Annotated in this window: 21 protein-coding genes; 6 read left to right on the forward strand and 15 right to left on the reverse strand. The window is 67.3% G+C overall.

All coding sequences use genetic code 11. The features are described 5' to 3' along the window. Positions 1-58: 58 nt before the first annotated feature. The 3 genes from BW38_RS05850 to gap form a co-directional block, all read right to left on the reverse strand. Positions 59-1,435: a DUF3999 domain-containing protein gene (locus tag BW38_RS05850; protein WP_025874254.1), complete on the reverse strand. Its 1,377-nt coding sequence runs from the start codon at positions 1,433-1,435 to the stop codon at positions 59-61. Beyond that, positions 1,432-4,116, reverse strand: a complete 2,685-nt coding sequence (locus BW38_RS05845) for a DUF2339 domain-containing protein (RefSeq protein WP_032977179.1) — start codon at positions 4,114-4,116, stop codon at positions 1,432-1,434. The genes BW38_RS05850 and BW38_RS05845 overlap by 4 nt, the downstream gene beginning before the upstream one ends. A gap of 127 nt (positions 4,117-4,243) precedes the next feature. After that, positions 4,244-5,248, reverse strand: a complete 1,005-nt coding sequence (gene gap, locus BW38_RS05840) for a type I glyceraldehyde-3-phosphate dehydrogenase (protein ID WP_025874252.1) — start codon at positions 5,246-5,248, stop codon at positions 4,244-4,246. 193 nt (positions 5,249-5,441) lie between these two features. Between gap and BW38_RS05835 the strand changes: the two genes are divergently transcribed. The 3 genes from BW38_RS05835 (at position 5,442) to BW38_RS05825 (ending at position 8,346) form a co-directional block, all read left to right on the forward strand. Next, on the forward strand, positions 5,442-6,071 hold the full coding sequence (locus BW38_RS05835; RefSeq protein WP_032977180.1) for an OmpW family outer membrane protein: 630 nt from the start codon (positions 5,442-5,444) through the stop codon (positions 6,069-6,071). A 645-nt stretch (positions 6,072-6,716) separates the two neighbouring features. Further along, positions 6,717-7,535, forward strand: a complete 819-nt coding sequence (locus BW38_RS05830; protein ID WP_032977182.1) for a S1/P1 nuclease — start codon at positions 6,717-6,719, stop codon at positions 7,533-7,535. Between the two features lie 10 nt (positions 7,536-7,545). Next, a complete protein-coding gene (locus tag BW38_RS05825; RefSeq protein ID WP_032977183.1) occupies positions 7,546-8,346 on the forward strand; it encodes an MBL fold metallo-hydrolase in 801 nt (266 codons plus the stop codon). A gap of 41 nt (positions 8,347-8,387) precedes the next feature. On the opposite strand, the gene BW38_RS05820 is transcribed toward BW38_RS05825, so the two are convergent. From BW38_RS05820 to BW38_RS05810, 3 genes are read right to left on the reverse strand one after another with little or no spacing between them, the layout of a single operon-like run. After that, positions 8,388-8,948 carry a hypothetical protein gene (locus BW38_RS05820; RefSeq protein ID WP_032977185.1) on the reverse strand — a complete coding sequence of 187 codons (561 nt, stop codon included), beginning with the start codon at positions 8,946-8,948 and terminating at the stop codon, positions 8,388-8,390. Further along, on the reverse strand, positions 8,948-10,162 hold the full coding sequence (locus BW38_RS05815; RefSeq protein ID WP_032977187.1) for a TonB family protein: 1,215 nt from the start codon (positions 10,160-10,162) through the stop codon (positions 8,948-8,950). Before BW38_RS05815 ends, BW38_RS05820 begins: the two co-directional genes overlap by 1 nt. Beyond that, complete coding sequence (locus BW38_RS05810; protein ID WP_032977188.1) at positions 10,155-10,520, reverse strand: BlaI/MecI/CopY family transcriptional regulator; 366 nt, start codon at positions 10,518-10,520, stop codon at positions 10,155-10,157. Before BW38_RS05810 ends, BW38_RS05815 begins: the two co-directional genes overlap by 8 nt. 118 nt (positions 10,521-10,638) lie before the next feature. On the opposite strand from BW38_RS05810, the gene BW38_RS05805 reads away from it, so the two are divergent. The 3 genes from BW38_RS05805 to BW38_RS05795 are packed head-to-tail and all read left to right on the forward strand — an operon-like array spanning position 10,639 to position 13,829. Next, positions 10,639-11,196, forward strand: a complete 558-nt coding sequence (locus tag BW38_RS05805; RefSeq protein WP_032977190.1) for a flavin reductase family protein — start codon at positions 10,639-10,641, stop codon at positions 11,194-11,196. A 32-nt stretch (positions 11,197-11,228) separates the two neighbouring features. Further along, a complete protein-coding gene (locus BW38_RS05800; RefSeq protein ID WP_032977191.1) occupies positions 11,229-13,181 on the forward strand; it encodes an acetyl-CoA hydrolase/transferase C-terminal domain-containing protein in 1,953 nt (650 codons plus the stop codon). Between the two features lie 24 nt (positions 13,182-13,205). Further along, entirely contained in the window at positions 13,206-13,829 is a 624-nt protein-coding gene (locus tag BW38_RS05795; RefSeq protein ID WP_235189983.1) for an NADAR family protein, read from the forward strand. Between the two features lie 111 nt (positions 13,830-13,940). Here BW38_RS05795 and tkt read toward each other — a convergent pair whose 3' ends face one another. The 9 genes from tkt to pilQ all read right to left on the reverse strand — a co-directional run. Beyond that, positions 13,941-15,938 (reverse strand): transketolase, encoded by a 1,998-nt coding sequence (gene tkt, locus BW38_RS05790; RefSeq protein WP_032977193.1) that lies wholly within the window; start codon positions 15,936-15,938, stop codon positions 13,941-13,943. 202 nt (positions 15,939-16,140) lie between these two features. Beyond that, positions 16,141-17,475, reverse strand: a complete 1,335-nt coding sequence (locus BW38_RS05785) for a dicarboxylate/amino acid:cation symporter (RefSeq protein WP_032977195.1) — start codon at positions 17,473-17,475, stop codon at positions 16,141-16,143. A gap of 57 nt (positions 17,476-17,532) precedes the next feature. Continuing rightward, entirely contained in the window at positions 17,533-19,233 is a 1,701-nt protein-coding gene (locus BW38_RS05780; RefSeq protein WP_032977196.1) for a BatD family protein, read from the reverse strand. Then, on the reverse strand, positions 19,230-21,077 hold the full coding sequence (locus BW38_RS05775) for a tetratricopeptide repeat protein (protein ID WP_032977198.1): 1,848 nt from the start codon (positions 21,075-21,077) through the stop codon (positions 19,230-19,232). Before BW38_RS05775 ends, BW38_RS05780 begins: the two co-directional genes overlap by 4 nt. Further along, a complete protein-coding gene (locus tag BW38_RS05770) occupies positions 21,074-22,078 on the reverse strand; it encodes a VWA domain-containing protein (protein WP_032977199.1) in 1,005 nt (334 codons plus the stop codon). Before BW38_RS05770 ends, BW38_RS05775 begins: the two co-directional genes overlap by 4 nt. Further along, the gene (locus tag BW38_RS05765; protein WP_032977201.1) at positions 22,075-22,524 is read right to left on the reverse strand and encodes a DUF4381 family protein; all 450 of its coding nucleotides are present in this window, start codon (positions 22,522-22,524) and stop codon (positions 22,075-22,077) included. The genes BW38_RS05770 and BW38_RS05765 overlap by 4 nt, the downstream gene beginning before the upstream one ends. Further along, a complete protein-coding gene (locus tag BW38_RS05760; RefSeq protein ID WP_032977202.1) occupies positions 22,521-23,450 on the reverse strand; it encodes a DUF58 domain-containing protein in 930 nt (309 codons plus the stop codon). Before BW38_RS05760 ends, BW38_RS05765 begins: the two co-directional genes overlap by 4 nt. 8 nt (positions 23,451-23,458) lie before the next feature. Continuing rightward, positions 23,459-24,484, reverse strand: coding sequence for a MoxR family ATPase (locus BW38_RS05755; protein ID WP_032977204.1), 1,026 nt, complete (start codon positions 24,482-24,484; stop codon positions 23,459-23,461). A 177-nt stretch (positions 24,485-24,661) separates the two neighbouring features. Next, positions 24,662-25,698, reverse strand: a 1,037-nt coding sequence (gene pilQ / locus BW38_RS05750; RefSeq protein ID WP_032977205.1) for a type IV pilus secretin PilQ, incomplete at its 5' end; no start/stop codon positions are given.

Below are 25,698 nucleotides of genomic sequence, written 5' to 3' on the forward strand. Positions count from 1 at the left end.
GCCCAACCCATGATTCACAAACCGGCCACCCACGAGGGGCTGCGCCGTTCGCTGCAAACTACGCCGAAGGCGACGGCTTCTGCTTCAGCAGGCTCAACGCCAGTCCACCCACAACCAGCACGCCCAGCCCCAGCAACGCCCACAGCAACCACGCCTTCCAGTCGTGCTGCGGCTTCAGCGCTGCGTCACCGGCGAGCGTCTCCGGACTGCCCTCCAAGCGTGCCAGCGTCGGCTGCCACGACGGATCATTGCGCTGCCGCAGTTCCTCGATCAGCACCGTGATCGGCGCCTCCGCGCGGCGCGCGGTCGTACTGCCCACGGCCAGCGCGTAGGGCGCTGCGCCCTGGCTGAGGAACACCATCACCTCCGGTTGATAGCCCAGGCGCAGGGTCGGGGCGCTGGTGGTCTCCACCGGGCTCGCGACCAGCTTCCAGTAACGGTCGCGGTACATGCCGCCCAACGGCTGTGCCGCCGATTGCTGGCGCTGGCCCGGTGCCCCCTGCTGCAGCTGATAGGCGATCCAGGGCGCGCTGCGGCGCTGCCATTCGGCGCTTTCGTCGTCGCGGCTGAACAGGGTCCACTGCACCAGGCTGTTGTCGGTGCTGGCCACGTCGGCGCGGGTCACCGGGAATCGACCATCCAGTTCAAAGGTGAATTCCCCCTTGCCCTGCGCGGTCGGTGTCAGCGACAGCCACTCCCAGGGCACCGTTGCCGGTGCCGGCGGCAGTTCGGCCAATACACTGCGCAGCTCTGGCAGGCGCGCCTCGCCCTGCGGCAGGATTCGCAGGTAGCGCACATTGCTGTCGACCTGCAGGCGTCGCTGCAGCAGGCGCTTGCCCGCACGCTGCAGGTCCACCAGGGGGACATCACGGGCGATCGACTGCCAGCGCTGCAGATCATCGCTGGCGTCAAGCTGTACCTGCGCCTGCAGCGGCTGGCCACTTTCGGCCCAGTCCAGCACCAGCGCTGCCAGCGGCTGCTGGCCGAGCACGCTGGCATCGATCAGCCAGCCGCCCTGCCCGTTCGCCACCGCACCACCACCAAGCCTGGCCTCGACCCGGCGCACACGGCCGTCGGTATCGCGCTCGGTCAGCAGCTGCAGGTCGTTGCGCTGGGCCTCGGCCAGTGGTGGCAGCGCGAACCACGGCAGTTCGCGCTGCACCGGCGGCTGCGCCAACGGCTGGTCCGGCGCCAGCAGCGCCGATGGCAATGCCTGGCCGGCAGCGTTGAACACCTGCAGATCGCCCAGATCAGCGGCGCCTGCGCGGCGGTAGATCGCCGGCTCCAGCACCACACGATAGGCACCGGACTGCGCGCTGGACAGGCTCAGCGGCCACTGTTCGGCGTACTGCGCGCGGTAGTCCGTGGCCTGCGCGGCAACCGCACCGGCCACGCCGAACAAGACCGGCAGCAACGCTCGGCTCCACTTCCTCATTGGTTTTCCTCCACGGTTGGCGGCGCGCTCGGCGGCGCGGGCGCCAGGTAGCCCACCACGGTGCACAGCAGGCCGTAGGCGATGAACGATGCGATTCCCAGCAGGTTGCCCAGATGCTGGCGGTCGATCAGCACCAGCTTGGCCAGCACCACGGCCATCAACACGGCACCAACCATCCACAGCACACGCTGGCCGCGACGCGAGCCCCACACCCAGGCGATCACGCCGAGTACGCTCCACAACACGGTCAGGCTGGTCTGGGCCAGGCTGAAGCGGGCCATCGTCGGATCCCAGACCACACCGCCCCAATGATGCACGCCATGCAGCACGGTGCTGGTCAACGCGATGAAACCGGCCACGGCCAGCACCGGCACACGCAACCGCTGCAGCTGCGCTGGTCCCTGCGGGTCATACAGCCAGCGCGCGATCAGCAGCAGGCTGACCCACTGTGCCAGTTCGGCAGGATTGAGCAGCGGCAACCACGGCAACGGCGTGGCGTCGCCCGCCAGGGTCAGGCCGAACAACCAGGCCAGCGCCAGCAGCGCGAAAATCACACACTGCAGCGGCAGGCGCACCGGGTCAAACGCAGCACCCAGCGGCCAGCGCAGCACGTTCCAGCGCCACAGCGACAGCGCCGCCAGCAGCAGCCACGGCAACGTGACCAGCAATGCCGTCCAACCCTGCGCCAGGCGCGCGTCGCCGCCACCCCACAGGGCCAGCAGCGAAAGCAGCGACGGCCACAGCAGCCACCACAGGAACTGCGCGATACGGGCCACGCCGCCGCTGCCCTGGCGCAGGCACAGCAGGCTGCGCACGCCGAGCACGGCGAACACCGCCCACGCCAATGCGCCATAGCCGGCAAACGGCTGCTGGTGGGCATCGCTCTGCAGCAGGGCCAACGGGAAGCCGGCGGCCAGCATCGCCAACGCGGTCACGCCCAGCGCACGTGCCGGCATGCGGCGTTGCACCTCCGAGGTCAGCCAGGCGGTGACGGCGGCCAGCACCAACACCGCGTCGGCCTGCGCCGAATGCTGGAAGAAGCGGCCGATTTCATGCACCAGACCGCCCAACCACCACAGCAGGCCCCACAGGTAGTACGCCAGGGCGATGTCATGGCGCTGCCTGCGCTGATAGCTCCACGCCGCCGCGAAACCCGCCACGGCCAGCAGCAGTGCGCCGATCGCGGTCGGGTTGAGCAGGAAACGCTGGTCCTGGTGCCAATGGTCGGCCCCCACCACGAACGCGAATGCGGCGGCGAGCTGCAGCAGCGCACCGGTCACCTGCGGCAACCAGCGCTTCTGGCGCAACCCCAGCCACGCCAGGCCGGCACCTTCCAGCGCGAACACCGCACCGGTGGCCCGCGCCGACAATGCCAGCGGCACCGCCAGCGTCGCAAAGCCCACCGCCAGTACCGCATGCGACTGCGCCAGCACCGTGTACGACGCGCGCGCGATCAGGGCCCGTGCCAGCAGCGCATAGATCGCTGCCAGGCCCAGCGCGCACAGGGCCAGCGTCATCGGTTGTTCGTGCAGCATGCCGGCCTGCAACGAGAAGGCGATCAGCGGCGTGCCGAACACCAGGCTGCCGTCGACCAGATCGCGACGCCCGGCCGGCTGCCGGCGCGCATACAACAACGGAATCAGCAGATAGAAGGCGAAGAACAGCAGCAGGAACGGTTCGGTACTGGCGAACTTGGCCGCGTCGTACTGCAACACGCCCCAGAAGGTGCCGATGCCGAAGGTGAACGCGAAACCCAGCAGGTTCAGCACACGCCACGGGCGGTACCAGGCAATGGCGAAAATGCCCGCGTTGAGCACGGCGTAGTAGCTGAACAGCCCGACGTGGTTGCCACTGCCGGTGGACAGCCACAGCGGCGCCATGAAGCCGGCCAGGATGCCCAGCACTGCCAACGTGCGCGAGTTCTGCACGACCGCCAGCACGCACAGCCCCGCCACCAGCGCGATCGAGCTGGCAAAGGCGAAGCCGGGCGCGAGCAGATCGAAACGCTTGAAGGCAGCGAAGATGGTCAGCAGCAGTACGCCGATGGCGCCCCCCTGCAGGGCCAGCGCGAACATCCGCCGGCGTTCGCGCTGGTGCCAGCCGAAGGCCAGCAGGCCCAGCGCACCGACGGTGATGCCCGCCAGCCGCAGCTCGACCGGCACCACCAGCCAGCCCTGGTCGCTGACGTACTTGAGCAGCGCAGCAACGCCGGCCAACAGCACCAGCATGCCGATCTTCACCGGCACATTGCCCTGGGTGAACCAGTGTTTGACCGCACCGATCGCGCGCTCGACCAGGTTCGGCAGGGCCGGTTCCGCTGGCAAGGGCGGCAATGTGGGCTCAGGTGGCAACGGCGGTGGCGGCGACGGACGCGCGGGTTGGACCGGTGGCGGCAGGTCCTCGCGGGCGGCAACCGGCGGCGGGGCCGTGGCCGCCGTGGGCCGCAGGAACGAGGGCTCGCTGCTGGGTTCACGTGTTGCCGCAGGCGCGCGCGGCGGCTCGGCCACGGCCGAGGGCGCACGGTCTACGGTCCCTGCCGGGTTGGGCGCGGCCTGCACGCTCTGTGCGGCCTCCAGCGCGGCGACCCGCCGGCGCAGGCCGGCAATCATCACCAGCGCCACCACCAGCAGCAGCGGTATCGCCAGCAGGACCAGTACTGCCAGGACCAAGAGTGCTTCCATTCCTCGCCTTCCAATGCGATCCCGCGCCACGATGGCGGCGGTCGACGGGCCCATGCTACGTCAGGCCGGGCCCTATAAACGACGAACCCCGGCCAGGCCGGGGTTCGCGCAACGATCTTCGCGGGCCTTACTTGGCTGCGACGACCTTGGCCATTTCCAGGCACTTGTTGGAATAGCCCCACTCGTTGTCGTACCACGACACGAGCTTGACGAAGGTGCCGTCCAGCGCGATGCCGGCGTCTGCGTCGAACACCGAGGTGTGGGTTTCACCGCGGAAGTCGGTGGCCACCACCTTGTCTTCGGTGTAGCCCAGGATGCCCTTCAGCGCGCCTTCGCTCTGTGCCTTCACTTCGGCGCAGATCTCGGCGTAGGTGGCTTCCTTTTCCAGCTCGACGGTCAGGTCGACCACCGACACGTCCGAGGTCGGGACGCGGAAGCTCATGCCGGTCAGCTTCTTGTTCAGTTCCGGGATGACCACGCCGACGGCCTTGGCGGCACCGGTGGAGGACGGAATGATGTTCTCCAGGATGCCGCGGCCGCCGCGCCAGTCCTTGTTGGACGGGCCATCGACGGTCTTCTGCGTGGCGGTGGCCGCATGCACGGTGGTCATCAGGCCGCGCTTGATGCCCCACTTGTCATTGATGACCTTGGCCAGCGGCGCCAGGCAGTTGGTGGTGCACGAGGCGTTGGAGATGATCGCCTGGCCAGCGTAGGTCTTGTCGTTCACGCCGAACACGAACATCGGCGTGTCGTCCTTCGACGGTGCCGACAGGATGACCTTCTTGGCGCCGGCATCGATGTGCTTCTGCGCACTGACCTTGTCCAGGAACAGGCCGGTGGCTTCGAGCACGACGTCAACGCCGACTTCGTCCCACTTCAGGTTGGACGGATCGCGTTCCTGGGTCAGGCGGATCTTCTTGCCGTTGACCAGCAGATCCTTGCCATCGACGGCTACGTCGGCCTTGAAACGGCCGTGCACGGAGTCGTACTTGAGCATGTAGGCCAGGTAATCCGGCTCCAGCAGATCGTTGATGGCCACGATTTCGATGTCGTCGCCGAAGTTCAGCACCGCCGAGCGCAGGACGTTACGCCCGATGCGACCGAAACCGTTGATACCAACCTTGATTGCCATGTTCTCAAGCTCCTGCAGCCGCGACAGGTGCGGCGGGGTGGATAGGGCCCACAAGTCTAGCAGGCCGGCCTTGACCACCGCCGGCCAAGCCCGCCGCCGGGACGGGGGCCGGACAGGATTTGATCCGGATCAAAGCGTTAGCGCGGCGTGAGGCCGAGACTGGCCACATCCACCCAGCAACGAGATCACCCCCATGCGCAAGACCTCCCCCCTGATCGTGGCCAGCCTGGCCGCCGCCCTGTCGTTGGCCGCTGCCCCGGCCATGGCCCAGTCCAAGGGCGACTGGACCCTTTCCGCTGGCGTGCACCAGGTCGCCCCGAAGTCGAACAACGGCTGGCTGGCCGGCGGCACCCTGAAGGTCGACGTCGACAACGACGTCAAGCCGACCATCACCGGTGAATACTTCATCGCCGACAACCTGGGCATCGAAGTACTGGCGGCGCTGCCGTTCAAGCACGACATCAACATCAACGGCCTGGGCCGCGTGGGCAGCACCAAGCAGCTGCCGCCGGTGGTCACCCTGCAGTACCACTTCAACAGCAAGGGCAAGGTGTCGCCGTTCTTGGGCGCCGGCCTGAACTACACGACCTTCTTCAGCGAAGACACCACCGGTGCACTGGCAGGCAGCAAGCTGAAGCTGCAGGATTCGTGGGGCCTGGCCGCGCATGCGGGCATCGACTTTGCGATTGGCGAGAAGGGCGCCCTGCGCGTGGACATGCGCTGGATCGACATCGACAGCAAGGTGAAGCTGGACGGCGAGAAGATCGGCACGGTCAACATCGATCCGCTGGTCTACGGCGCGTCCTACGTCTTCAAGTTCTAAGGGGTTGATGGCGGGGGCTGCGCCCCCGCTCCCCCGCTACAGGCAAAACCCTCGCAGCATGTTGCACCGGTATGTGTGTGCCGGGGCTTTTTTGTTGGGCGCGACGGGCCCAGGTCCCGGTGTGGGTCGAGGCAGGGGAAGGGGCCGGGACACGCCGTAAACCCATCCATGGGGGCTCGATGGCGCCATCCATGGCGCCAACGGTCCCGTCCCCTTCCCCTGCCTCGCCCTTCCATTTTCCACGCGCGCGCAAGCGCAAGCAGAAGCGGGCAACCGCATTGCGCACTTGCCATCGGCTGCATGCGATTGCGGGCTGCAGGATGAGATCCTGCATTTGACTCTGATTCTGCTTCTGACGTTTGCATCCGCCACCGCGGCCATGTTGGATGGTGGCTGCAGGGGCAGGCGCTGCGGGACCGTCCGCGGCATGGGCCCAAGGCATGCCTCGGGCGGGTTGGACAGGATGTCCAACCCCGGTCTTGCCGTGTGCGCAGGACAGCGCACACGAGCAAGCCGCGGCCGAGCCTACAGGGACGTACTTGCGGCGTGTCCCGCAGCGCCTGCCCCTGCAGCCACCCGCCCAGCGAACAGGAACGCGCCGCTTTCCATCAACCACCCATCTCCCCCGCTGGCTAGAATGAGCGGATGAAAGCACTGCACTCCCTGTTCCTCGCCGCCGCCCTCGCGCCGGCCCTGCTGACCCTGTCCGCACCCGCCCATGCCTGGGGCGCGCAAGGCCACCGCCTGGTCGCCGAAGTCGCCGACAGCCGCCTCAACCCGACCACGCGCGCTGAAGTCGACCGCCTGCTGGCCACCGAACCCGGCGCCACCCTTGCCAGCATCGCGCCCTGGGCCGACCAGCTGCGCGCCAAGGACCCGGGCCTGGGCCGTCGCTCGGCCGGTTGGCACTACGTCAACATCGCCGAAGATGGCTGCCACTACGAGGCGCCGAAGCACTGCAAGAGCGGCAACTGCATCGTCGAAGCGCTGAAGGCGCAGAGCGCGATCCTCGGCGACCGCAGCCTGACCGATGGCGAGCGCCTGCAGGCGCTGAAATTCGTCGTGCATCTGGTCGGTGACATCCACCAGCCGATGCACGCCGGCTACGGCCACGACAAGGGCGGCAACGATTTCCAGCTGCAGTTCGGCAACCGCGGTACCAACCTGCACTCGCTGTGGGACAGCGGCATGCTCAATACCCGCAAGGTCGACGATGCCGGTTACCTGCCGGTGCTGCGCGCACTGCCGGCGCCGAAGCTGGCACGCCAGTCCAACCCGCAGCGCGATCCGGTCAGCTGGGCTGAAGCCAGCTGCCGCATTTCGGTGCAACCTGGCGTTTACCCTGCCTCGCGTAAGATCGGCGACGACTACACCACGCGCTACCGGCCGGTGGCCGAAGCGCAGCTGCGACTGGCCGGTGAAAACCTGGCGCAGTTGCTGAACCGCGTGCTCGCCACACGCTGAGGAGTGCCCGATGTCGGTCCAGGTGCAATCGTTCTTCCACCGTGACAGCAACACCTTCAGCTACCTGGTCAGCGACCCGGCCAGCAGCGAGGCCGCGCTGATCGACCCGGTACTGGATTACGACCCGGATACCGACGCCAGCAGCGAATCGCCGGTGCGCGCGATGCTCGATGCCATCGCGCAACAGCAGCTGCACGTGCGCTGGCTGCTGGAAACCCACGCCCATGCCGACCACGTGTCGGCAGGACGTCGGCTCAAGCAACGGTTCCCGCATGCGACGCTGGCCATCGGCGAAGGCATCCGTGCGGTGCAGGCCACGTTTGCACCGCGCTATGGCCTGCAGCTGCCCGAGGAACATGCCGTCTTCGATCACCTGTTCGCTGATGGCGAGACCTTCGCACTGGGTGAACTGCAGGGGCGCATCATCGCCGTACCCGGCCACACCAGCGACAGCATCGCCTATCTGATCGACGATGCGCTGTTCACCGGCGATTCGTTGTTCATGCCCGATGGCGGCACCGCACGCTGCGATTTCCCCGGCGGCGATGCTGCGCAGCTGTACCGCTCGATCCAGCGCCTGCTGGCCCTGCCCGATGCCACCCGCGTATTCGTCTGCCACGACTACGGCCCGGGCGGACGCGATTTCGCCAACGAAACCACCATTGGTGAACAGCGCGCGCACAACATCCACGTGCATGAAGGCGTGGCCGAGGGGGAGTTCGTCAGCGTGCGCCAGGCGCGTGATGCGACTCTGGCAGAACCGCAGCTGATGCAGCCAGCGGTGAAGGCCAACATCCAGGGCGGCGCGTAGGGCCCGCACGGTCGCCTCATCGCGCCAGCAATGACACCGCGTCATTTGCCCTGCGTGCGCACCACATGCTGGCCCTTCACGATCTCGAAGGTGAAGGCATACAGCAGGCTCACCGGCACCGGTTCGACGCGCTCGGCGCCTTGGCAGTCGCCACGGTCGCTCGGCACCTTGCCGGGGGCGAAGTGGCATACCGCGGCGGGCGAATACTTCCACATCGCCACCGCCTCCTGCGCAGCCTGCAACAGCGGCGCATTCTCGCTCGCCGCGCCTGCCGCGCATTCGCTGCGGTCGACCAGCGCCAGGCTTCGCTCGACAGCGCCCTCGGCATCGATCACCACCTGCAGGCAGATCGTGGTCGGCGCCAGCTCGGTGCGCGGGTCACGATCACCGATCTGCGGATCCGGCGCCGCATACAGCTGCGGCATCCGATAGCCTTCGGTCGCTCCCAGCGTGTACGCCTGCACCTGACCGCTGCCGCCTTTCCCTTCCGCATGCAGGCGCTGATGGCCGACACTCTCATTGCGGGTATCGACGGTGGTCAACCGTTCCTGGGTGGCGCAGCCTGCCAGCATCCCCACTGCCAACAGCAGCGCGATGCGCATCACCTTGCGGTCTCCGTCACGTCGTCGCTCTCATCCATGGCGAAGGTGATCGGAATGCGTACTGCGCCCGCCACCGGCTTGCCGTTCTTCAGCGCCGGGCGATAGGTCCAGCTTCGCGCTGCTGCAATCGATACCGCTTCGAACACGCCCGGATTGGTGGCACTCACTACACGCACATCGCTGACAGCACCCTGCGCATCAACGTCGACGCGGAGCACCACCACGCCTGTCTGGCTCTGCTCGAACGCGCTCTTCGGGTAGCTCGGTGGTGGCATCTTGTCGACCCGGATCTCGCGATCCATGACGGCCACGGTTGGGCCGGCCGCCATTGCTCCACCCTGGCTGGCCCACGCCACCGCCCCCATCCCCAGGCACAACCCGACCACCAGCACCTGCCCCGACACCCACGGCAATGCCTTCCGCTTGGACAGCTTCAACATGGCGATACGCTCCTTCAACACAGGCTGGCTGCGCCAGTGGCATACCGCCGGCGCAACCGGATGGACCAGCTGCGCCTTCAGCAGCGTGCTGGCGTAGAGGCCGCGCAGCGCAGGCTGCGGGGCAATGGTGCGGGCGTCGCAGGCCAGTTCCTGGTCACGCAGGAAACGGCGTGCGGCCCATGGCAGCAGCGGATGGAACCAGAACACCGCGCGCATCAGCAGCAGTACGCCGTTGGCCCAGTGATCGCCATTGCGACGATGGCTGTGCTCGTGCTGCAGGATCAGTGCCTGCTCCTGTGCAGTGAACTGCTGGTCGAAATCGGGGCCGACCACGATGCGCGGCCGCCACAGGCCCACCAGCGCCGGCAGCCCGGGATCGCCACTGGCCTGCCAGCTGCCATCGGCGCGTGCCTGCAGGCCGCCCATGCCGCGTTCGAAGCGGCGCTGTGCGCGCAGGTCGCGCAACAGACAGAGGCTCGCGCCCAGCGCCCACACCAACAACAGCAGCAAGGGCCATTGCAGCGACGCCGTTGGCAGGCTGTCCACGGCTTCCGGCACGACCTTCAGCGGCAAGGTCGGCACATGCTGCAACAGCGCGACCTTTGGCAGGGGAATCAACAGCGTGGCCAACAGCAGGGGCAGCAGCCACCAGCTGCGGTAAGCCAGCCCGGCGCCGCCCAATCGCACCAGCAACGGCCGCGTCACCGCCAGCAGGACCACGCCCACCGCCAACCACAAGCTGGCCTGCCACAGTCCGTCGAGCAGCTCATTCATGGTCCAGCTCCTGGATCAGCTTCTTCAGTTCGGCGATGTCCTGCGCGCTGAGCTGGCCGCGTTCGCTGAAATGCGCGACCAGCGGTGCCACCCGGCCTTCGAAGACACGGCCGATGAAGTCCTGGCTCTGCGCCTCCACCCAGGCCTGGCGCTGCAGCAGCGGCCGGTACAGATAGCGTCGGCCATCGCGCTCGGCGGCGATCGCGCCCTTGGTCAGCAGGCGGTTGAGCAGGGTCTTGATGGTCGGCTCAGCCCAGTCGCGGTGCGCCAGTGCGGCCACCACCTCGTCGGCGCTGCGCGGTGCCTGCTGCCACAGCACCTCCATCACAACGGCTTCGGCTTCGCTGATCGGGGTCATGGTTTACATCCGCAATCGACGATTCGATTACGCGCGTAATCGAATCGACTGTCAACCCCTCGACCGGTAATTCATCACGCCTGCGCCAGCATGGGGGGCCTCCACCGCAGGTACCGGCATGAAGCCCTTGCGCAAACGTGACTTCCCGGTCGAGCAGGCTCGGCGTTTCCTCGAGCCCGGCCCCATCGTGCTGGTCAGCACCGCCTGGCAAGGCCAGCGCAACCTGATGACGATGGGCTGGCACATGGTGATGGGCTTCTCGCCCTCGCTGGTGGCCACCTACCTGTGGAACCAGAACCATAGCTTCAGCCTGGCCCGCAGCAGCGGCGAATGCGTGATCAACATCCCGGGCGTGGAGCTGCTGGACACGGTGGTCGATATCGGCAACTGCAGCGGCCGTGACGTGGACAAGTTCGAACGGTTCGGCCTGGATGCGATGCCTGCGCGGGAGGTGGGGGCACCGCTGGTGGGCCAGTGCCATTCCAGCTTCGAGTGCCGCCTGCATGACGACAGCCAGGTCGAATCGAGCAACCTGTTCATCTGGGAAATCGTGCGCGCCCATGTTGCGCCTCGCCCAAAGCTGCCGCGCACGGTGCATTACCGGGGTGATGGGCAATTCATGGTGTCCGGCGCCGAAGTCTCGCGTCGACGGCGGTTCAAGCCCGACATGCTGTAATGCCAGCACTCCCCCAAGCAGGACCGCCCCGGATGACCGAACACCTCACCGACCTCGACGCCGCCGTTGACTGGCTGTTTGCGCGCGTGGATGGGCCGCTGCGGATCGGTGCGCCGCTGGCGCTGGGTAAACCACACCGCCTGCTCAACGCCCTGTATGCGCGCGTCGAACAGGACCCGTCGCGGCCGCTGCAGCTGTATACCGCGCTGTCACTGAACCCGCCGCAGGCAAAGGGCAACGGCCTGGAAGCGCGTTTCCTGGCGCCGTTCGCGGCCCGCCATTTCGGTGAAGACTTCCCGCGCCTGGCCTACGCCGATGCAATCGCCCGCGACGCGCTGCCGGCACACGTGCAGGTGGAAGAGTTCTACATGCAGTCCGGTGCCCTGCTCGGTTCGCGACAGGCGCAATCCAGCTACACCAGCCTCAACTACACCCACGCTGCCGACGCGGTAGCGCAGCGCGCGCCGCAGGTGATCGTGCAGAAAGTGGCGATGCGCCCGGACGACCGACGCCTTTCGCTGTCCTGCAACAACGACATCACCCAGGACACGCTGGACGCGATGACCGCACGCGGCCTGCCACGCCCGCTGCTGGTCGCCGAGATCGATCCGCAGCTGCCCTATCTGGGCGGCACGGCCACGGTCGACGTGTCCTTCTTCGATCTGGTCATCACCCCGCCAGCGCCGTATCCGGCGTTGTTCGGCCTGCCACGGCAACCGGTGGCCGACGCCGACTACGCCATCGGCCTGTATGCCAGCACCCTGGTGCGCGACGGTGGCACCCTGCAGATCGGCATCGGCACCCTGGCCGATGCACTCAGCCACGCATTGGTACTGCGCCACACCGACAACGCACGCTACCGCCGCGTGTTGAACGCGCTGGATCCGCAACTGGCCAGCCATCCGCTGGTACAGGAGATCGGCGGACTGGACCCGTTCGAGATCGGCCTGTACGGCTGCAGCGAAATGCTCAACGAGGGCTTCCGCCGGCTGGTGCAGACCGGTGTGATCAAGCGCAAGGTGCATGACGATCTGGCACTGATGCAGCGCATCGAGAACGGCAGCACGCTGTCCATCGACCATGCCACGCTGGAGGCCGAGGGCGAATACCTGCACGGCGCGTTCTACCTGGGCTCATCCGAATTCTACGAATGGCTGCGCACCCTGCCCGAGGACGAATGCCGGGCGATCGGCATGCGCCGCATCAGCGAGATCAACCAGCTGTACGGTGGCAACGAAACGCTGGAGCGCCTGCAGCGCCGTCACGCCCGCTTCTTCAATTCCTGCATGATGGCCACCGCGCTTGGCGCGGCGGTATCCGACGCGCTGGAGGATGGCCGTGTGGTTTCCGGCGTGGGTGGCCAGTACAACTTCGTGGCGATGGCGCACGCCCTGCCGGAAGCGCGCAGTGTGCTGATGTTCCGCGCTGCCCGTGATGACCGCGGCCAGCGCGAATCCAATGTGCGCTGGAACTACGGGCACACGACCATTCCGCGCCACCTGCGTGACGTCTATCTCAACGAGTACGGCATCGCCGACGTGCGTGGCCTGACCGACGACGACTGCGTGCACGCGATGACGGCCATCACCGAAGCACCGTTCCAGGGCGCCCTGCTGCAGCAGGCCTTTTCGGCACGCAAGCTGGCCGCCACGGCGCAACCTGATGCGCAGCGGCAGCAGCGCAACACACCCCAGGCGCTGGCGGCGGCGCTGGTGCCGTTCCGCAACGATGGCACCCTGCCCGATTACCCGTTGGGCAGCGACTTCACCGAGATCGAACAGGTACTGGTGAAGGCACTGGGCTGGCTGAAGGCCAATACACAGACGCGCGGCAGCAAGCTGCGTACCGTGTGGGACGCGCTGTGGCAGCCTGCAGGTGATGGTGACGCGGTGTATCTGCAGCGGATGGAACTGCAGTCGCCCAAGGACTTCGGCGAACGGCTCAATGCACGCTTGTTGAGGCTGGCCCTGGCGCGCACCGCGTGATCGCGCGGAGGGTAGCGCCGGGCCATGCCCGGCGGACAACGATCAGTGCCAACCAAGGTTGGCACCTACCGCATTGGCGCGGCGCGCTATCCTGTACCGATGAACGACGATTCCCGTTTCCTGCATGACCTGCAACGCCGCCAAGCCGATGGCGAGCACCTGCGTTATCTGTGCTTCTGGGGCCACCAGCCGCCGCGCATGGGCGTGGCGGCGTCGTGTTTCAGCCAGTGGTACGACGCAGGTTTCAACATCGACGGCGTGCACTACCCCACTGCCGAGCACTTCATGATGGCCGGCAAAGCGCGACTGTTTGGTGCCACCGACATCCTCGAACAGGTTCTCGCCAGCCGCACGCCTGACAAGGTGAAAGCGCTGGGCCGGAAGATCGACGGCTTCGACGAGGCTCTCTGGGCGCAGGCGCGCTACGCCCTGGTGGTCGAAGGCAATCGGGCCAAGTTCTCGCAGAATGCGGCGCTGGGTGATTTTCTGCGCGCCACGGCAGACCAGGTTCTGGTGGAAGCAAGTCCGGTGGATTTTATCTGGGGAATCGGCCTGGCCAAGGATCACGCCGATGCGCACAACCCGGCGCGGTGGCGCGGATTGAATCTGCTGGGGTTTGCGCTGATGGACGTGCGGGACACGATGTAACGCGCATCCACGCGTGGCGTGGATCTACGGGCACGGCGGGCGAAACGGATCGACCGGCAAGGAAAAGGCCGGCTTTCGCCGGCCTTTTCCCTATTTCCATTGCAGCGGGACTTACAGCGCCTTGGCTGCTTCCACCACATGCGCGGTGGTGATGCCGAAGTGCTGGTACAGCTTGTCGGCCGGGGCCGAGGCACCGAAGGTGTCGATACCGATCACTGCACCATCCAGGCCGACGAACTGGCGCCAGAAGCCGGTGACGCCAGCTTCGATGGCCACGCGCTTGCGCACGGCGTTCGGCAGCACCGATTCGCGGTAGGCCGCATCCTGGCGCAGGAACACATCGGTGGACGGCATCGAGACCACGCGGGTCTTCAGGCCGGCCGCATCCAGCTGCGCCTTCGCTTCGGTCGCCAGCGAGACTTCCGAACCGGTGGCGATCAGGATCACGTCCGGAGTGCCGGCAGCATCGGCCAGCACGTAACCACCGCGCTCGATCTGTGCGATCTGCTCAGCGTCGCGCGGCTGGTGCGGCAGGTTCTGGCGGCTGAACACCAGGCAGCTCGGGCCGTCCTGACGGGTGATCGCAGCCTTCCAGCTCACGGCCGACTCGACGGCATCGCACGGGCGCCACACGTCATTGTTCGGGATGTAGCGCAGCGAGGCCAGATGCTCCACCGGCTGGTGGGTCGGGCCGTCTTCGCCCAGGCCGATCGAGTCGTGGGTGTAGACGTGGATGGCGTGGGCCGGGATCAGCGCGCTCATGCGCACGGCATTGCGGGCGTAATCGCTGAACACCAGGAAGGTGGCGTCGAACGGGATGAAACCACCGTGCAGGGCCAGGCCGTTGGCGATCGCGGTCATGCCGAACTCGCGCACACCGTAGTACACGTAGTTGGCATTGGCATCGTCGGTGGCGACGGACTTGCTGCCCTTCCACAGGGTCAGGTTCGAGTGCGCCAGGTCAGCCGAACCGCCCACGATTTCCGGCAGCAGCGGCGCGAACGCCTCGATGGCCAGCTGCGACGCCTTGCGCGAGGCAATGGTCTGGCCTTCGGCGGCAACCTGGGCGATGTAGGCGTCGGCCTTGGCGATGAAGTCGGCCGGCAGATCGCCATGCGAGCGGCGGGTCAGTTCAGCAGCTTCGGCCGGGTACTGCGCAGCGTACTTGTCGAACTGCTGCTCCCACTCGGCCTGGCGCAGGGTGCCGGTACCGCCGGCACGCCAGCCGGCGTAGATTTCTTCGGGAATCTCGAACGGACCGTAGTTCCAGTCCAGCGCCTTGCGGGTGGCTTCCAGTTCGTCCTTGCCCAGCGGTGCGCCGTGGCTGGATTCCTTGCCGGACTTGTTCGGCGAGCCGAAACCAATGGTGGTGCGGCAGCAGATCAGGGTCGGCTTGCCGTCCTGCGACAGAGCCGCTTCGATACCGGCCTTGATGCTCTCCGGATCGTGGCCATCGACGCCACGGACCACGTTCCAGCCATAGGCCTCGAAACGCTCCGGGGTGTTGTCGGTGAACCAGCCTTCGGTGTTGCCGTCGATGGAGATGTGGTTGTCATCCCAGAAGCAGACCAGCTTGTGCAGGCCCCAGGTGCCGGCCAGCGAGGCGGCTTCGTGGGAAATGCCTTCCATCAGGCAGCCATCGCCCATGAACACCCAGGTGCGGTGATCGACGATTTCCAGCTCCGGGCGGTTGAAGCGCTGTGCCAGCAGCTTCTCGGCCAAGGCAAAACCGACGGCGTTGGCGAAACCCTGGCCCAGCGGACCGGTGGTGGTCTCCACGCCCGGGGTCTCGTGACGCTCCGGATGGCCAGCGGTGTGGCTGCCCAGCTGGCGGAATGCCTTCAGCTGCTCGATCGGCAGGTCATACCCGCTCAGGTGCAGCAGCGCGTACTGCAGCATCGAGCCGTGGCCGTTGGACAGCACGAAGCGGTCGCGGTTGAACCACTGCGGGTTGTTCGGGTTGTGACGGTGGTAGTCGTTCCAGAGGACTTCGGCGATGTCGGCCATGCCCATGGGCATGCCGGGGTGGCCGGACTTTGCGGTTTCAACCGCATCGGCGGCGAGGAAGCGGATGGCGTTGGCCAACTGGCGACGGGTAGGCTGCGTCATGGTTCTGTCGGAATCGGGAGGCGGCCGCGGAACTGCGGGCGGCCTATTGTCCCACAGACGCCCGGCAGGGTCAGGTTGACCAGGGCATTAGTGCCGGCCGTTGGCCGGCAACGTCGTGATCTGCGCTGGATTCCGCATAGGAAGAGGGGTCGGAGCCCCTTCCTGCGGAAAGGGATCCGACCCCGATCAGGCATTGACTGGGTCAGTTGTCCAGACGGGCCGCGGCGGCAGCGGCCTCGGCCGGAGTGTCCGGCGCTTCACCCTTGGCCACCAGCGTGGTCAGGGCCAGGTCGCCGGTCACGTTCAGCGCGGTGCGGCCCATGTCCAGGAAGTGGTTCACGCCCAGGATCAGGCCGATGCCCAGCGGATTGACGCCGACCATCGCACAGATCATCGCCACCACCGGCAGCGAGCCGGACGGCACACCGGCCGTACCGATACCACCAAGGATGCAGACCGCCATCACCATGACCTGCTGGCCGATGCTCAGGTCGACACCGAAGAACTGGGCCAGGAAGATCACCGTCACGCCCTCGAACAGTGCGGTGCCGTTCTGGTTGGCGGTGGCGCCCACGGTCAGCACGAAGCGCGACACGCGCTGCGGCAGGCCCATCTGGTCGGCCACGCGCAGCGCGGTCGGCAGGGTGGCGTTGCTGGAGGCGGTGGAGAAGGCCATCACCGTGGCCTCCTGGGTCTGGCGGAAGAACGCCAGCGGTGAACGGCCCGACAGCCATACCGCGGTGCCGTAGGTCACCACCATGTGCAGGCCCAACGCCAGCACCACCACGCCCACGTAGGCACCCAGGCGGATGATCAGATCGAAACCGAACAGCGCGGCCAGGTTGAACATGAAGCAGGCCACTGCATACGGCGCCAGGCGGATGACCAGGTTGATCAGGGTCATCGAGATCTCAAACACGCCTTCGATGGCGCGACGCAGCGGGGCGACCTTGGCCTCGTCGGTCAGCACCATGCCGATGCCGAACATCAGCGCGAAGAACATCAGCGACAGGATCGCGCCATTGTCGGAGGCAGCCTGCAGCACGTTGCTCGGCACGATCGACAGCAGCATGTCCATGCCCTTCGGCGTGCCATGGATGCCAGCAACGATTTCCTTGCTGCGCTCGGCATTCTCCGACAGCATCAGCGCGGCCACCTGCGGGTCGACGCCGGCACCGGGCTTGAGCAGGTTGACCAGCACCAGGCCGATACCCACCGCGATGCCGGACAGCAGCACGGTGTAGGCCAGCGTCTTCCAGCCGATGCGGCCAAGGGCGCGGATGTCGCCCATCTCCGACACACCCATGATCAGCGCCGAGAAGATCAGCGGCACGATCAGCATGAAGATCAGGTTGAGGAACAGGCCCGACGCCGGGGTGGTGACGTAGTCCATTACCCACTTGGCACCGGTCTGCAGGCCGTCGACGCTGCCGCCCAGGGCATGCACGATCAGTCCCAGGACCAGGCCGATCGCAAAGCCGATGCCCATCTTCCAATGCAGGGGCAACTTCTTCTTGTCGGCAGCAGCTGCTGTCATGCGCGGGATTCCTCGAAAAATGAATCTACTCTAACAAAGCGCGCAAGCCGCGCCGGTTCAGGGTTGCCGCGGCGGATACAGCGGCGGCAGCCCAGTGTCGACGGCGCCGCCAGCGGCCGACCAGTGCGGTCCGTCACGGAAGCTTTCGCGCAGGCGGGCCCGCAACGCGCTGACATCCCCCATCCCACCCCAGCGCGCCTGCTGCAACGCCTGCAGGGTCTGCCGCTGGGCCGGATCGGCCAGGCGCTCGATCACCTGTTCCAGGCGTTCCACGCCGGCCATCGAACACAGCAGCGCCTCTACCTGGTCAAAGCCCTCGCCATCGATCGCCCGGCGCAGCTCGGCCACGCTGGCACGCGAGGACGTTGCAGGGGCACTGGCTCCTGGCCGGGAAACCGGACGGGTGTGGGCGACGGCACTGCGGCCACGTCGCCATCCCCATGCCAGGGTCAACAGCCATAGCAGCGCCAGGCCTGCGGCGGCGGCCATCCACGGCCACGGCCGGGGACCTGCTGCGGTGGGTGCGAGAGAGGATGCAGCGGCGGGTGCGGCGTCTTCCGGCAGCGCGGCATCGGTATCGATCGGTTGTGCCACCGGCGCGCCGGCCCGGCCTGCGGCCACGGCCAGTTCCAGATCCGGCAGGCTGGCCTGCTGGGCACTGCCACTGTCCACGTTCCACCAGGCCACGCGCGGCCCCGGCACACGCAGCGATCCAACCTGCCGCGGCACGATCGAGTAGCGACGGGTGATCTTCAGGCGTGGCGTGCTGCCGTTGAAGGTCTCCTCGTACTGGGCAGGTTCGGCGAACACCTGTGCGGCGTCGCCGAGGTCGGGCACGGGCAGATCGGTGAACTGGGCCCGGGTAGCGCCGTTGGCGATCGCTTCGACCATCACGGTGGCCGCTTCGCCCGTGCGCGCACTGCTGGGTGCGGCGGTGTAGCGCAACTGCAGGCTGTGCAGGGGCAGCCACGGCTGCACGGCCTGCGCCGGTTGCGCCTGCACCTGCAGCGTGCGTTCGGCACCGACGGCATTCATGCGGCCATCGCCACCGCTCCCGAAGAAGTCATCGAAGAAGCCACCTGCACTGCGGCCGGTGAAGCGCGCGCCCGGCAGGCGCAACGCCCCGCTGCGCTCGGGGATCAGCAGGAAGCGACGTTCGACCACGTTGTAGCGACGGCCGTTGACCTGGCGCACGTCGCTGCGATCCTCCCCCACCCGCTGCAGCGAAGCGCCACTGGGTGTGTCGAGCACCAGTTCGCCCGACGCCAGCTGCGAGGCGAAGTACAGCCTGACCACCACGCCCACGCTCTGCTGCACGTAGGGCGTCGGGTCATCCACCTCGGTTTCGATGAAGGCGGTGGCATTGCTCTGCGGGGTGGCCACCACGGCATCACTTACCTGCAGCACCAAGGGCACCGTGCGTGCTGCGCCTACCTGTAATGAAGGCACCTGCAGCGTACCGGTGCGGCGCGGCGTCAACGCAACCGTATAGAGGTTGCGCTGCTGGACGCCGCCATTGCTCCACTGCACCTGGCGGTTGCTGCTCTGCGCACTGAGCACGAAATCGGCATTCAACGGTGCATAGTCTGGCGCGCCCTGGTCGGTCTCGATGTGCAGGGTGACCGCATCACCGGCGGCGATGCTGTCCTGCTCCAGCCAGGCGCGCGTCTGCGCCATGGCCACCATCGGCAGCCACAGCACCAGCATCGCCAGCACAGGCAGAGGCCACCGGAATTGCCTGCTCGCCATGCCTGTCATCGCCCTTCCCTCTTTCTACGTTCGTTTTCCAACTGGAACTTGGCCCGCAGCAGTGCCCCCGGATCATCCGGCACACGCCGCATCCACGCCTCCACGGCCTGCTGCTCCTCGCGCTGTTGCGGTGTACCGCCATCGCCGCGCACTGCTGCCTTGCCGGCTTCGCCGGCGCGCGCCTGCTGCAGGGCCTGCTGCATGCGCTGACGCTGCTGGGCATCGGCCTGCGCCTGGGCCTGCGCGTCGGCTGCCTGCGGCTCCTGCTTCGCCCCCTGCTGGCCGGAACCTGCAGATGCCGGGTTCTGCTGGCCCTGCGGTTCCTGCTGGCCTTGTTGGCCTTGCTGGCCCTGCTGCTGATTCTGCTGACCTTGCTGGCCTTGCTGCTGATTCTGCTGACCTTGCTGGCCTTGCTGGCCTTGCTGGCCCTGCTGGTTCTGCTGCTGTCCCTGCTGCGGCTTCTGCTGCCCCTTGCCCTGCCCCTGGCTGTTGTTCGACGACGACTTGCGCTTGCGCGCGGCGTCGACCACCGCACGGTTGGCGACGGCGTCGGCCATCTGCGGGTGGCGCGCCAAGGCCTTGTCGTAGGCGGCGATGGCACCGTCGTAGTCGCCCTGGCGGGCAAGCACGTTGCCGAGGTTGTACCAGCCCGCATCGCTGTCGATGCCTTCGAACTGCTTGCGGGCAGTGGCGAAATCACCTTGACGGTACGCCTGCACACCCTCGGCCAGGCGTGCATGCTCACGCTGGTCGGCTCGTTCCCACATCGTGCCCGCTGTCGGCGCAGCCATGGGCGCGCGCGGCTGTGCCTGCAACTGCCCGCTCAAGGGCAGAAGACCCACGGCCAGCACCGCCGCCAGCACCGCGCGGCGACGGAACGCCAGCAGTGCCAGCAGCATCACCGGCGGCAACAACCAATAGCCTTCGTCCTGCCACTGCCGGGCCTGCCCGGGCCGCTGCAGCGCAGCGCCGTCGCTGGCATCAAGTACGTCCAATGCCTTCAGGTCGCGATCATCGCTGGCGATGCGCTGGTAACGCCCGCCGCCTGCGGTGGCGACGGCGCGCAGGCTGGTTTCATCCAGCGCGGCCTGTGCGATCTGGCCTTGACCATCGCGATAAGCGGCGCCGGATGGTGTGCCCAGGCCCAGCACCGACACCTGCAGGCCGAGGCCACGCGCCTGCGTTGCGGCAAGCGCCGCTTCGCTGTCAGCCTGGTCGCTGACCAGGAGGATCTGGCCGCGCAGGGCACCGGTCTGCCGCAGCAACCTGACCGCCCAGTCGATGCCACGGTCGGCGCGCTGTCCATCACGCGGCATCACCTCCGGCGACAGCGCGTCCAGGTACAGCGCCACGTTGGCAGCGTCGTCGGTCAACGGCGCCACGGTATAGGCATCTTCGGCATACACCACCAGACCCACCTGTCCGCCTTGACGGGCGCGCAGCAGAGCACCGATCTTTGCCCGCGCCTGCAGCAGGCGCGAGGGTGGCAGGTCGGTCGCGGTGATGCGGCTGGAGAGATCCAGCACCACCACTAATGGCGCACTGGCCTGATAGATCGGCTGCGCCTGCTGCCTCCAGCTGGGGCCAGCCATCGCCAGTGCCGCCAGGGTCCAGCCCAGCAGCAATGCCCATGGCAGGCGCGTGCGTCGCTTGCCCTCGCCCGCCAGGAGCTGCGACAGCAGATGGGCGTCGACCGCCTGCCGCCACGCGTCGCTGCGCCGTTGCCGGTAGATGGCCACCGCGACGATCAACGGCAGTGCCGCCAGCAGCCACAAGCCGTCCGGCCGAAGGAAATGCAATGCACTCCAGTCGAACGCGCTCCAGTCGGGCATCTTCAGGAAAGTGGCGTTCATCGGCGACGTTCCGGCCAGGCCCACGCCAATGCGCCCAGCAGCAAGGCGACGGCCAGTGGCCATGCATAGCGCTCGTTGCGCGGACGCAGTGCCGGTCCCTTCGCTGCGATTGGCTCCAGCCTGTCCAGTTCGGCATAGATGCCAGCCAGCTGGTCGGTGTCACGCGCACGGAAGAAGCGGCCGCCGGTCATCTCGGCGATCCTGCGCAGCGTTGCCTCATCCACCGGATCGCGGTCGGCGGCCACGGGAATGCCGAAGAACCGCGCACTACCGTCGCTGCCAAACGCCACGGTGTGCACGCGCACCCCTTCGGCACGTGCCAGCTCGGCTGCGCGCAGGGGTTCCAGCACACCGGCGTTGCTGACGCCGTCGGTCAGCAGGATCAGTACACGCTGCCCTTCGGGCTGATTGCGCAGGCGTTTGACCGCCAGCGCGATGGCGTCACCAATGGCCGTCTCGCGCCCGGCAAGGCCAACCACGCTGTCGCGCAGTTGATCGCGCACGCTGGACAGATCCGCAGTCAACGGTGTAAGTGTGTAGGCACGATCACCGAACACCAGCAGGCCGACGCGATCGCCGGCACGACGGTCCAGGAAATCGGCCAGCACCGCCTTGGCTGCGGTCAAGCGCTCCACCGCCTGCGCACCGAGCACCATGTCCGGCTCGCTCATGCTGCCGGACACGTCCATCGCCAGCATCATCTGCCGGCCCTCCTGCGGCGGGGTGATCGCCTCACCCAGTTGCTGTGGTCGCGCCATCGCCAGGCACAGCGCCAGCCAGCCCAGCCACAGCAAGCCGCTGCGCAGCCAGGAAACGCCGACACGACCGCCGCCAGCCAGTGCTTCCAGTTCGGCAGCGGCGTAGGGCACGCGCAACGCAGCGCCCGGATCGGCCCGCCGCTTCCACGCCAACATCAGGATCGGCAACGGCAGTGCCAGCAGTGCCAGAGGCCAGGCCAGCTGCAGATCCGCCCAAGGCCAGTAAGCTGCAAGCGCGCTCATCGGCGGCGCTCCTGCAGCAACGCCAAGTAGCGTGCCCGCGCCCACGCGCGCACGTCGGCCACGGCAGCGGCATCCACGCTTGGACGATACGCCCCCTCGGCCAGCAGGTTGCGCTGCGCGAGCGACAGGGTGTCCTTGGGATCGACGTACTGCCACCACGCGTCATCGCGCAGGGCTTCGCTACCGGGGCGTGCCTGACGCGCCGCACGCCGCAGCAGGCTGGCGATGGCTGCCAGTTCCGACGGCGCGCCGTTCAGTGCCGCAATCTCCCTATCGAACACGCGCATCCACTGCTGGCGGCGGCGACGACGACGCCATGCCACCGCAGCAACGATGGCCAGCAACAGCAGAACCAATGCGATCAGCATCAGCCAGCCAGGTGCGGGGGGCCACCACGCTGGCGAGGGCGGCAACTGCACGTCGCGCAGTGGCAGGGAGGCACTCATGCCGGCACCTCCGTCGGTGCCGGTGCCAGCCAGGCGTCGCTGGCCGCATCGGTGGACAGTACCTGCACATCGACGCGACGCGCGGCAAGCTGGCTGCGCAGCTGCTGCAGCGGTTCGACGAAATGCGCCTGCCAGTGCGCCTGCACATCGCTGCGGCGCAGGTCCAGGCCGATGCGCTGCTGCGCGGCGAGAAACTGCAGGGGCGCCGTTGGCGGCTGCAACTCAAGCGGATCGACCAGCAGCAGCAGACTCAGGTCATGGTGCTGGGCCAACGCGCTCCAGCGCGCCGGCGGAATCCGGATCGCCTGCTGCGGATCGGCCAGTACCAGCATCCGGGCGCCGGGGCGCAGCACCCGACCGGCATGGTCCAGCGCGCGTTCCAAGCCAAGGTCATCGGCAGGTGGCTGCGCGTACCAGCGCGTGAGTGCATCGAGTACGCGCAGTACGCCGCGGGCACCGCCGGCCGGCGCGATCGGCGCCTCGCGATCACTACCGCGCAATGCACCGATGCGGTCGCCGCGGCGCTGTGCGGACCATGCCGCAACCGCGCCAGCGCGTGCTGCCTGCACCGACTTGAAGCGCACGCGGGTACCGAAGTACAGCGCAGGTGAAGTATCGGCAACGATCAGGGTGACCCGTTCGCGTTCTGCCTGGAACAATTTGGTGTGCGTGCGCCCGGTGCGCGCGGTGACGCGCCAGTCGATGTGGCGCGCGTCGTCGCCCGCCACGTATTCGCGCGATTCTGCATATTCCATGCCGCGTCCGCGCAGCGGCGAAGGCGCTTGCCCGGCGCTGCCCGCGCGCCCACGACGAGGCGGCGGCGGACGCTGTGCCAGGCGGCGCAATGCCACCAGCTCGGCCAGTTGCGGTCGCAGGCCATCGCCTTCGCTGGTAACCGGAGCAGGTCCGTGGGTCGTGCCGGTCATGCGCGCGCTCAGGGCGCCGGTACCCGGGCCAGCAGTTCCTGCACCAGGCGCTCACCATCCCAGCCTTCGGCGATGGCTTCATAGCTGGGCAGTACCCGGTGGCGCAGCACATCGGCGGCCACGGCACGCACGTCGTCGGGAGTGACGAAATCACGCCCGGCCAACCACGCCCGCGCCCGTGCGCACCGCTCCAGTGCGATGGAGCCACGCGGGCTGGCGCCCCACGCGATGCGGCGCGCCAGCGAGGCGTCGTAGCGCGAGGGATCACGCGATGCCAGTACCAGCTCGATCAGATAGCGCTCAAGCGCAGGGGCCATGTGCAGTTCCAGCACCTCGCGGCGCGCATCGAAGACATCCTGCATCGGCAGTTTTTCCGGCGTCGCTGCGGCCTCGCCGAGCGCGCCGCGGGCGCGCTCGCGGGCCAGCCGCAGGATCTCCGACTCGGCCGCCTGGTCCGGATAACCAATGCGTACGTGCATCAGGAAACGATCCAGCTGCGCTTCCGGCAGCGGGAAGGTGCCTTCCTGCTCGATCGGATTCTGCGTGGCCATCACCAGGAACAGCGACGGCAGCGCATAGGTGTGGCGACCGACGGTGACCTGACGCTCGCCCATCGCTTCCAGCAGCGCGGACTGCACTTTGGCCGGCGCACGGTTGATTTCATCGGCCAGCAGGATCGGGTGGAAGATCGGCCCCGGCACGAATTCGAAACGGCCTTCCTGTGGGCGCCAGATCTCGGTACCGGTCAGGTCCGAAGGCAGCAGGTCCGGGGTGAACTGCACACGTGCGAAGTCTGCTTCCAGCCGCGCCGCCAAGGCCCGGATGGCCGTGGTCTTGGCCAGGCCCGGGGCACCTTCCACCAGCAGGTGGCCATCGGCCAGCAAGGCAATGAGCAGGCGTTCGACCAGCGCCGCCTGGCCGACGATCTCGGCCGACAGTGCATCGCGCAGATCGCTGAAGGCCGCATGCAGGCGCGAGGTGACGGGGGCAGGCGGCGGAGAAATGGATTCGGGCATCGGCGGAGGCAGGTTCATGGGGGCCTTTGACCGGCGCGGGATGGCTCGGGTTCCCCACATCATCGCAGGCCGTCCGGCTGCTGGCATCAAGAACGGCTGAACAGCCTCCACGCATGACCGATCAACCGGGCCTCCCGCGCAAACGACGCGGGGCCGCACGTGGCGGCCCCGGTCGGATACAACAGATGTGATGCCTCAGTTCTGGCGGGCCACGCGCAGGACCTTCGGGGTCACGAACACCAGCAGTTCGGCCTTGTCCTTGTTGCGACCACGCTTCTTGAACAGATTGCCCAGGAACGGCACATCGCCCAGGAACGGCACCTTGCTGACACTGTTGCGGTCGGTGAATTCATACACGCCACCGATCACCACGGTCTGGCCATCTTCCACCAGCACGGCGGTATTGACCTCGCGACGGTTGATGGACGGCACGGTACCGTAGCCCTGCAGCTGGATCAGCTGATCGACCTCGTCCTTCTTCACCGCCATGTTGAGGAACACGCGGTTGTCGTTGGTGATGGTCGGGGTGACCTTCAGTTCCAGCACCACTTCCTTGAACTGGACGTTCGGGGTGGCTACACCGCCAGCGCCGCCGCCACTGATGGTGACATAGCCGATTTCCTTGCCCTGTTTGATCAGCGCTTCGCGCTGATTGGTGGTCACCACCCGCGGGTTGGAAATCACTTCACCACGCGACTCTTCCTGCATGGCGGACAATTCCACGTCAAGCAGATAGCCGGCATTGAGGATCGACAGCGCCAGCGAACCAGGATTGCTGGCCGTTGCCACCGGCAGGTTCCAGTTCAGGCCGCGGGTGATGGCCGAACCGACCGACACCGGCGGCGGGCCCACGCGGCCACCGGCGATCCAATCGCGCTCAGCCTTGGCGTTGGTGCTGGCGGTGTCCACCTGCGATTCGCGGGTCTTCCGATTGGCCTCAAGGTCGCCGCTGAAGTACACGTTGTCACGGCTGCCACTGATGCCGAACTTGGCACCCAGTTCGCGCGCGAACGTGTCGGTGGCGATGACGATGCGTGCTTCGATCAATACCTGGTCGACCGGGCGGTCGATGACACTGATCAACTCGCGCATGCGCGCGATCTTCTTCGGAATGTCGCTGATCATCAGCGTGTTGGTGCGCTCGTCGGCGACGATGCGACCGCGTCCCGAGAGGAAGCCACTTTCTTCCTGCGAACTGCCACCACCGCCACCGCCACCACCACCACCACCAC

The organism is Stenotrophomonas sp. RIT309 (genome assembly GCF_000632045.1).
GTDB lineage: Bacteria > Pseudomonadota > Gammaproteobacteria > Xanthomonadales > Xanthomonadaceae > Stenotrophomonas > Stenotrophomonas indicatrix.

What these genes read in the sequence shown, in the direction of transcription:
- BW38_RS05795 (WP_235189983.1), top strand. Translation starts at nt 13,206, where the DNA reads ATGCCCGGCGGACAACGATCAGTGCCAACCAAGGTTGGCACCTACCGC.
- BW38_RS05775 (WP_032977198.1), bottom strand. Translation starts at nt 21,077, where the DNA reads ATGAACGCCACTTTCCTGAAGATGCCCGACTGGAGCGCGTTCGACTGG.
- BW38_RS05770 (WP_032977199.1), bottom strand. Translation starts at nt 22,078, where the DNA reads ATGAGCGCGCTTGCAGCTTACTGGCCTTGGGCGGATCTGCAGCTGGCC.
- BW38_RS05805 (WP_032977190.1), top strand. Translation starts at nt 10,639, where the DNA reads ATGAAGCCCTTGCGCAAACGTGACTTCCCGGTCGAGCAGGCTCGGCGT.
- BW38_RS05835 (WP_032977180.1), top strand. Translation starts at nt 5,442, where the DNA reads ATGCGCAAGACCTCCCCCCTGATCGTGGCCAGCCTGGCCGCCGCCCTG.
- BW38_RS05765 (WP_032977201.1), bottom strand. Translation starts at nt 22,524, where the DNA reads ATGAGTGCCTCCCTGCCACTGCGCGACGTGCAGTTGCCGCCCTCGCCA.
- tkt (WP_032977193.1), bottom strand. Translation starts at nt 15,938, where the DNA reads ATGACGCAGCCTACCCGTCGCCAGTTGGCCAACGCCATCCGCTTCCTC.
- gap (WP_025874252.1), bottom strand. Translation starts at nt 5,248, where the DNA reads ATGGCAATCAAGGTTGGTATCAACGGTTTCGGTCGCATCGGGCGTAAC.
- BW38_RS05785 (WP_032977195.1), bottom strand. Translation starts at nt 17,475, where the DNA reads ATGACAGCAGCTGCTGCCGACAAGAAGAAGTTGCCCCTGCATTGGAAG.
- BW38_RS05850 (WP_025874254.1), bottom strand. Translation starts at nt 1,435, where the DNA reads ATGAGGAAGTGGAGCCGAGCGTTGCTGCCGGTCTTGTTCGGCGTGGCC.
- BW38_RS05830 (WP_032977182.1), top strand. Translation starts at nt 6,717, where the DNA reads ATGAAAGCACTGCACTCCCTGTTCCTCGCCGCCGCCCTCGCGCCGGCC.
- BW38_RS05760 (WP_032977202.1), bottom strand. Translation starts at nt 23,450, where the DNA reads ATGACCGGCACGACCCACGGACCTGCTCCGGTTACCAGCGAAGGCGAT.
- BW38_RS05810 (WP_032977188.1), bottom strand. Translation starts at nt 10,520, where the DNA reads ATGACCCCGATCAGCGAAGCCGAAGCCGTTGTGATGGAGGTGCTGTGG.
- BW38_RS05800 (WP_032977191.1), top strand. Translation starts at nt 11,229, where the DNA reads ATGACCGAACACCTCACCGACCTCGACGCCGCCGTTGACTGGCTGTTT.
- BW38_RS05825 (WP_032977183.1), top strand. Translation starts at nt 7,546, where the DNA reads ATGTCGGTCCAGGTGCAATCGTTCTTCCACCGTGACAGCAACACCTTC.
- BW38_RS05755 (WP_032977204.1), bottom strand. Translation starts at nt 24,484, where the DNA reads ATGAACCTGCCTCCGCCGATGCCCGAATCCATTTCTCCGCCGCCTGCC.
- BW38_RS05815 (WP_032977187.1), bottom strand. Translation starts at nt 10,162, where the DNA reads ATGAATGAGCTGCTCGACGGACTGTGGCAGGCCAGCTTGTGGTTGGCG.
- BW38_RS05780 (WP_032977196.1), bottom strand. Translation starts at nt 19,233, where the DNA reads ATGACAGGCATGGCGAGCAGGCAATTCCGGTGGCCTCTGCCTGTGCTG.
- BW38_RS05820 (WP_032977185.1), bottom strand. Translation starts at nt 8,948, where the DNA reads ATGCGCATCGCGCTGCTGTTGGCAGTGGGGATGCTGGCAGGCTGCGCC.
- BW38_RS05845 (WP_032977179.1), bottom strand. Translation starts at nt 4,116, where the DNA reads ATGGAAGCACTCTTGGTCCTGGCAGTACTGGTCCTGCTGGCGATACCG.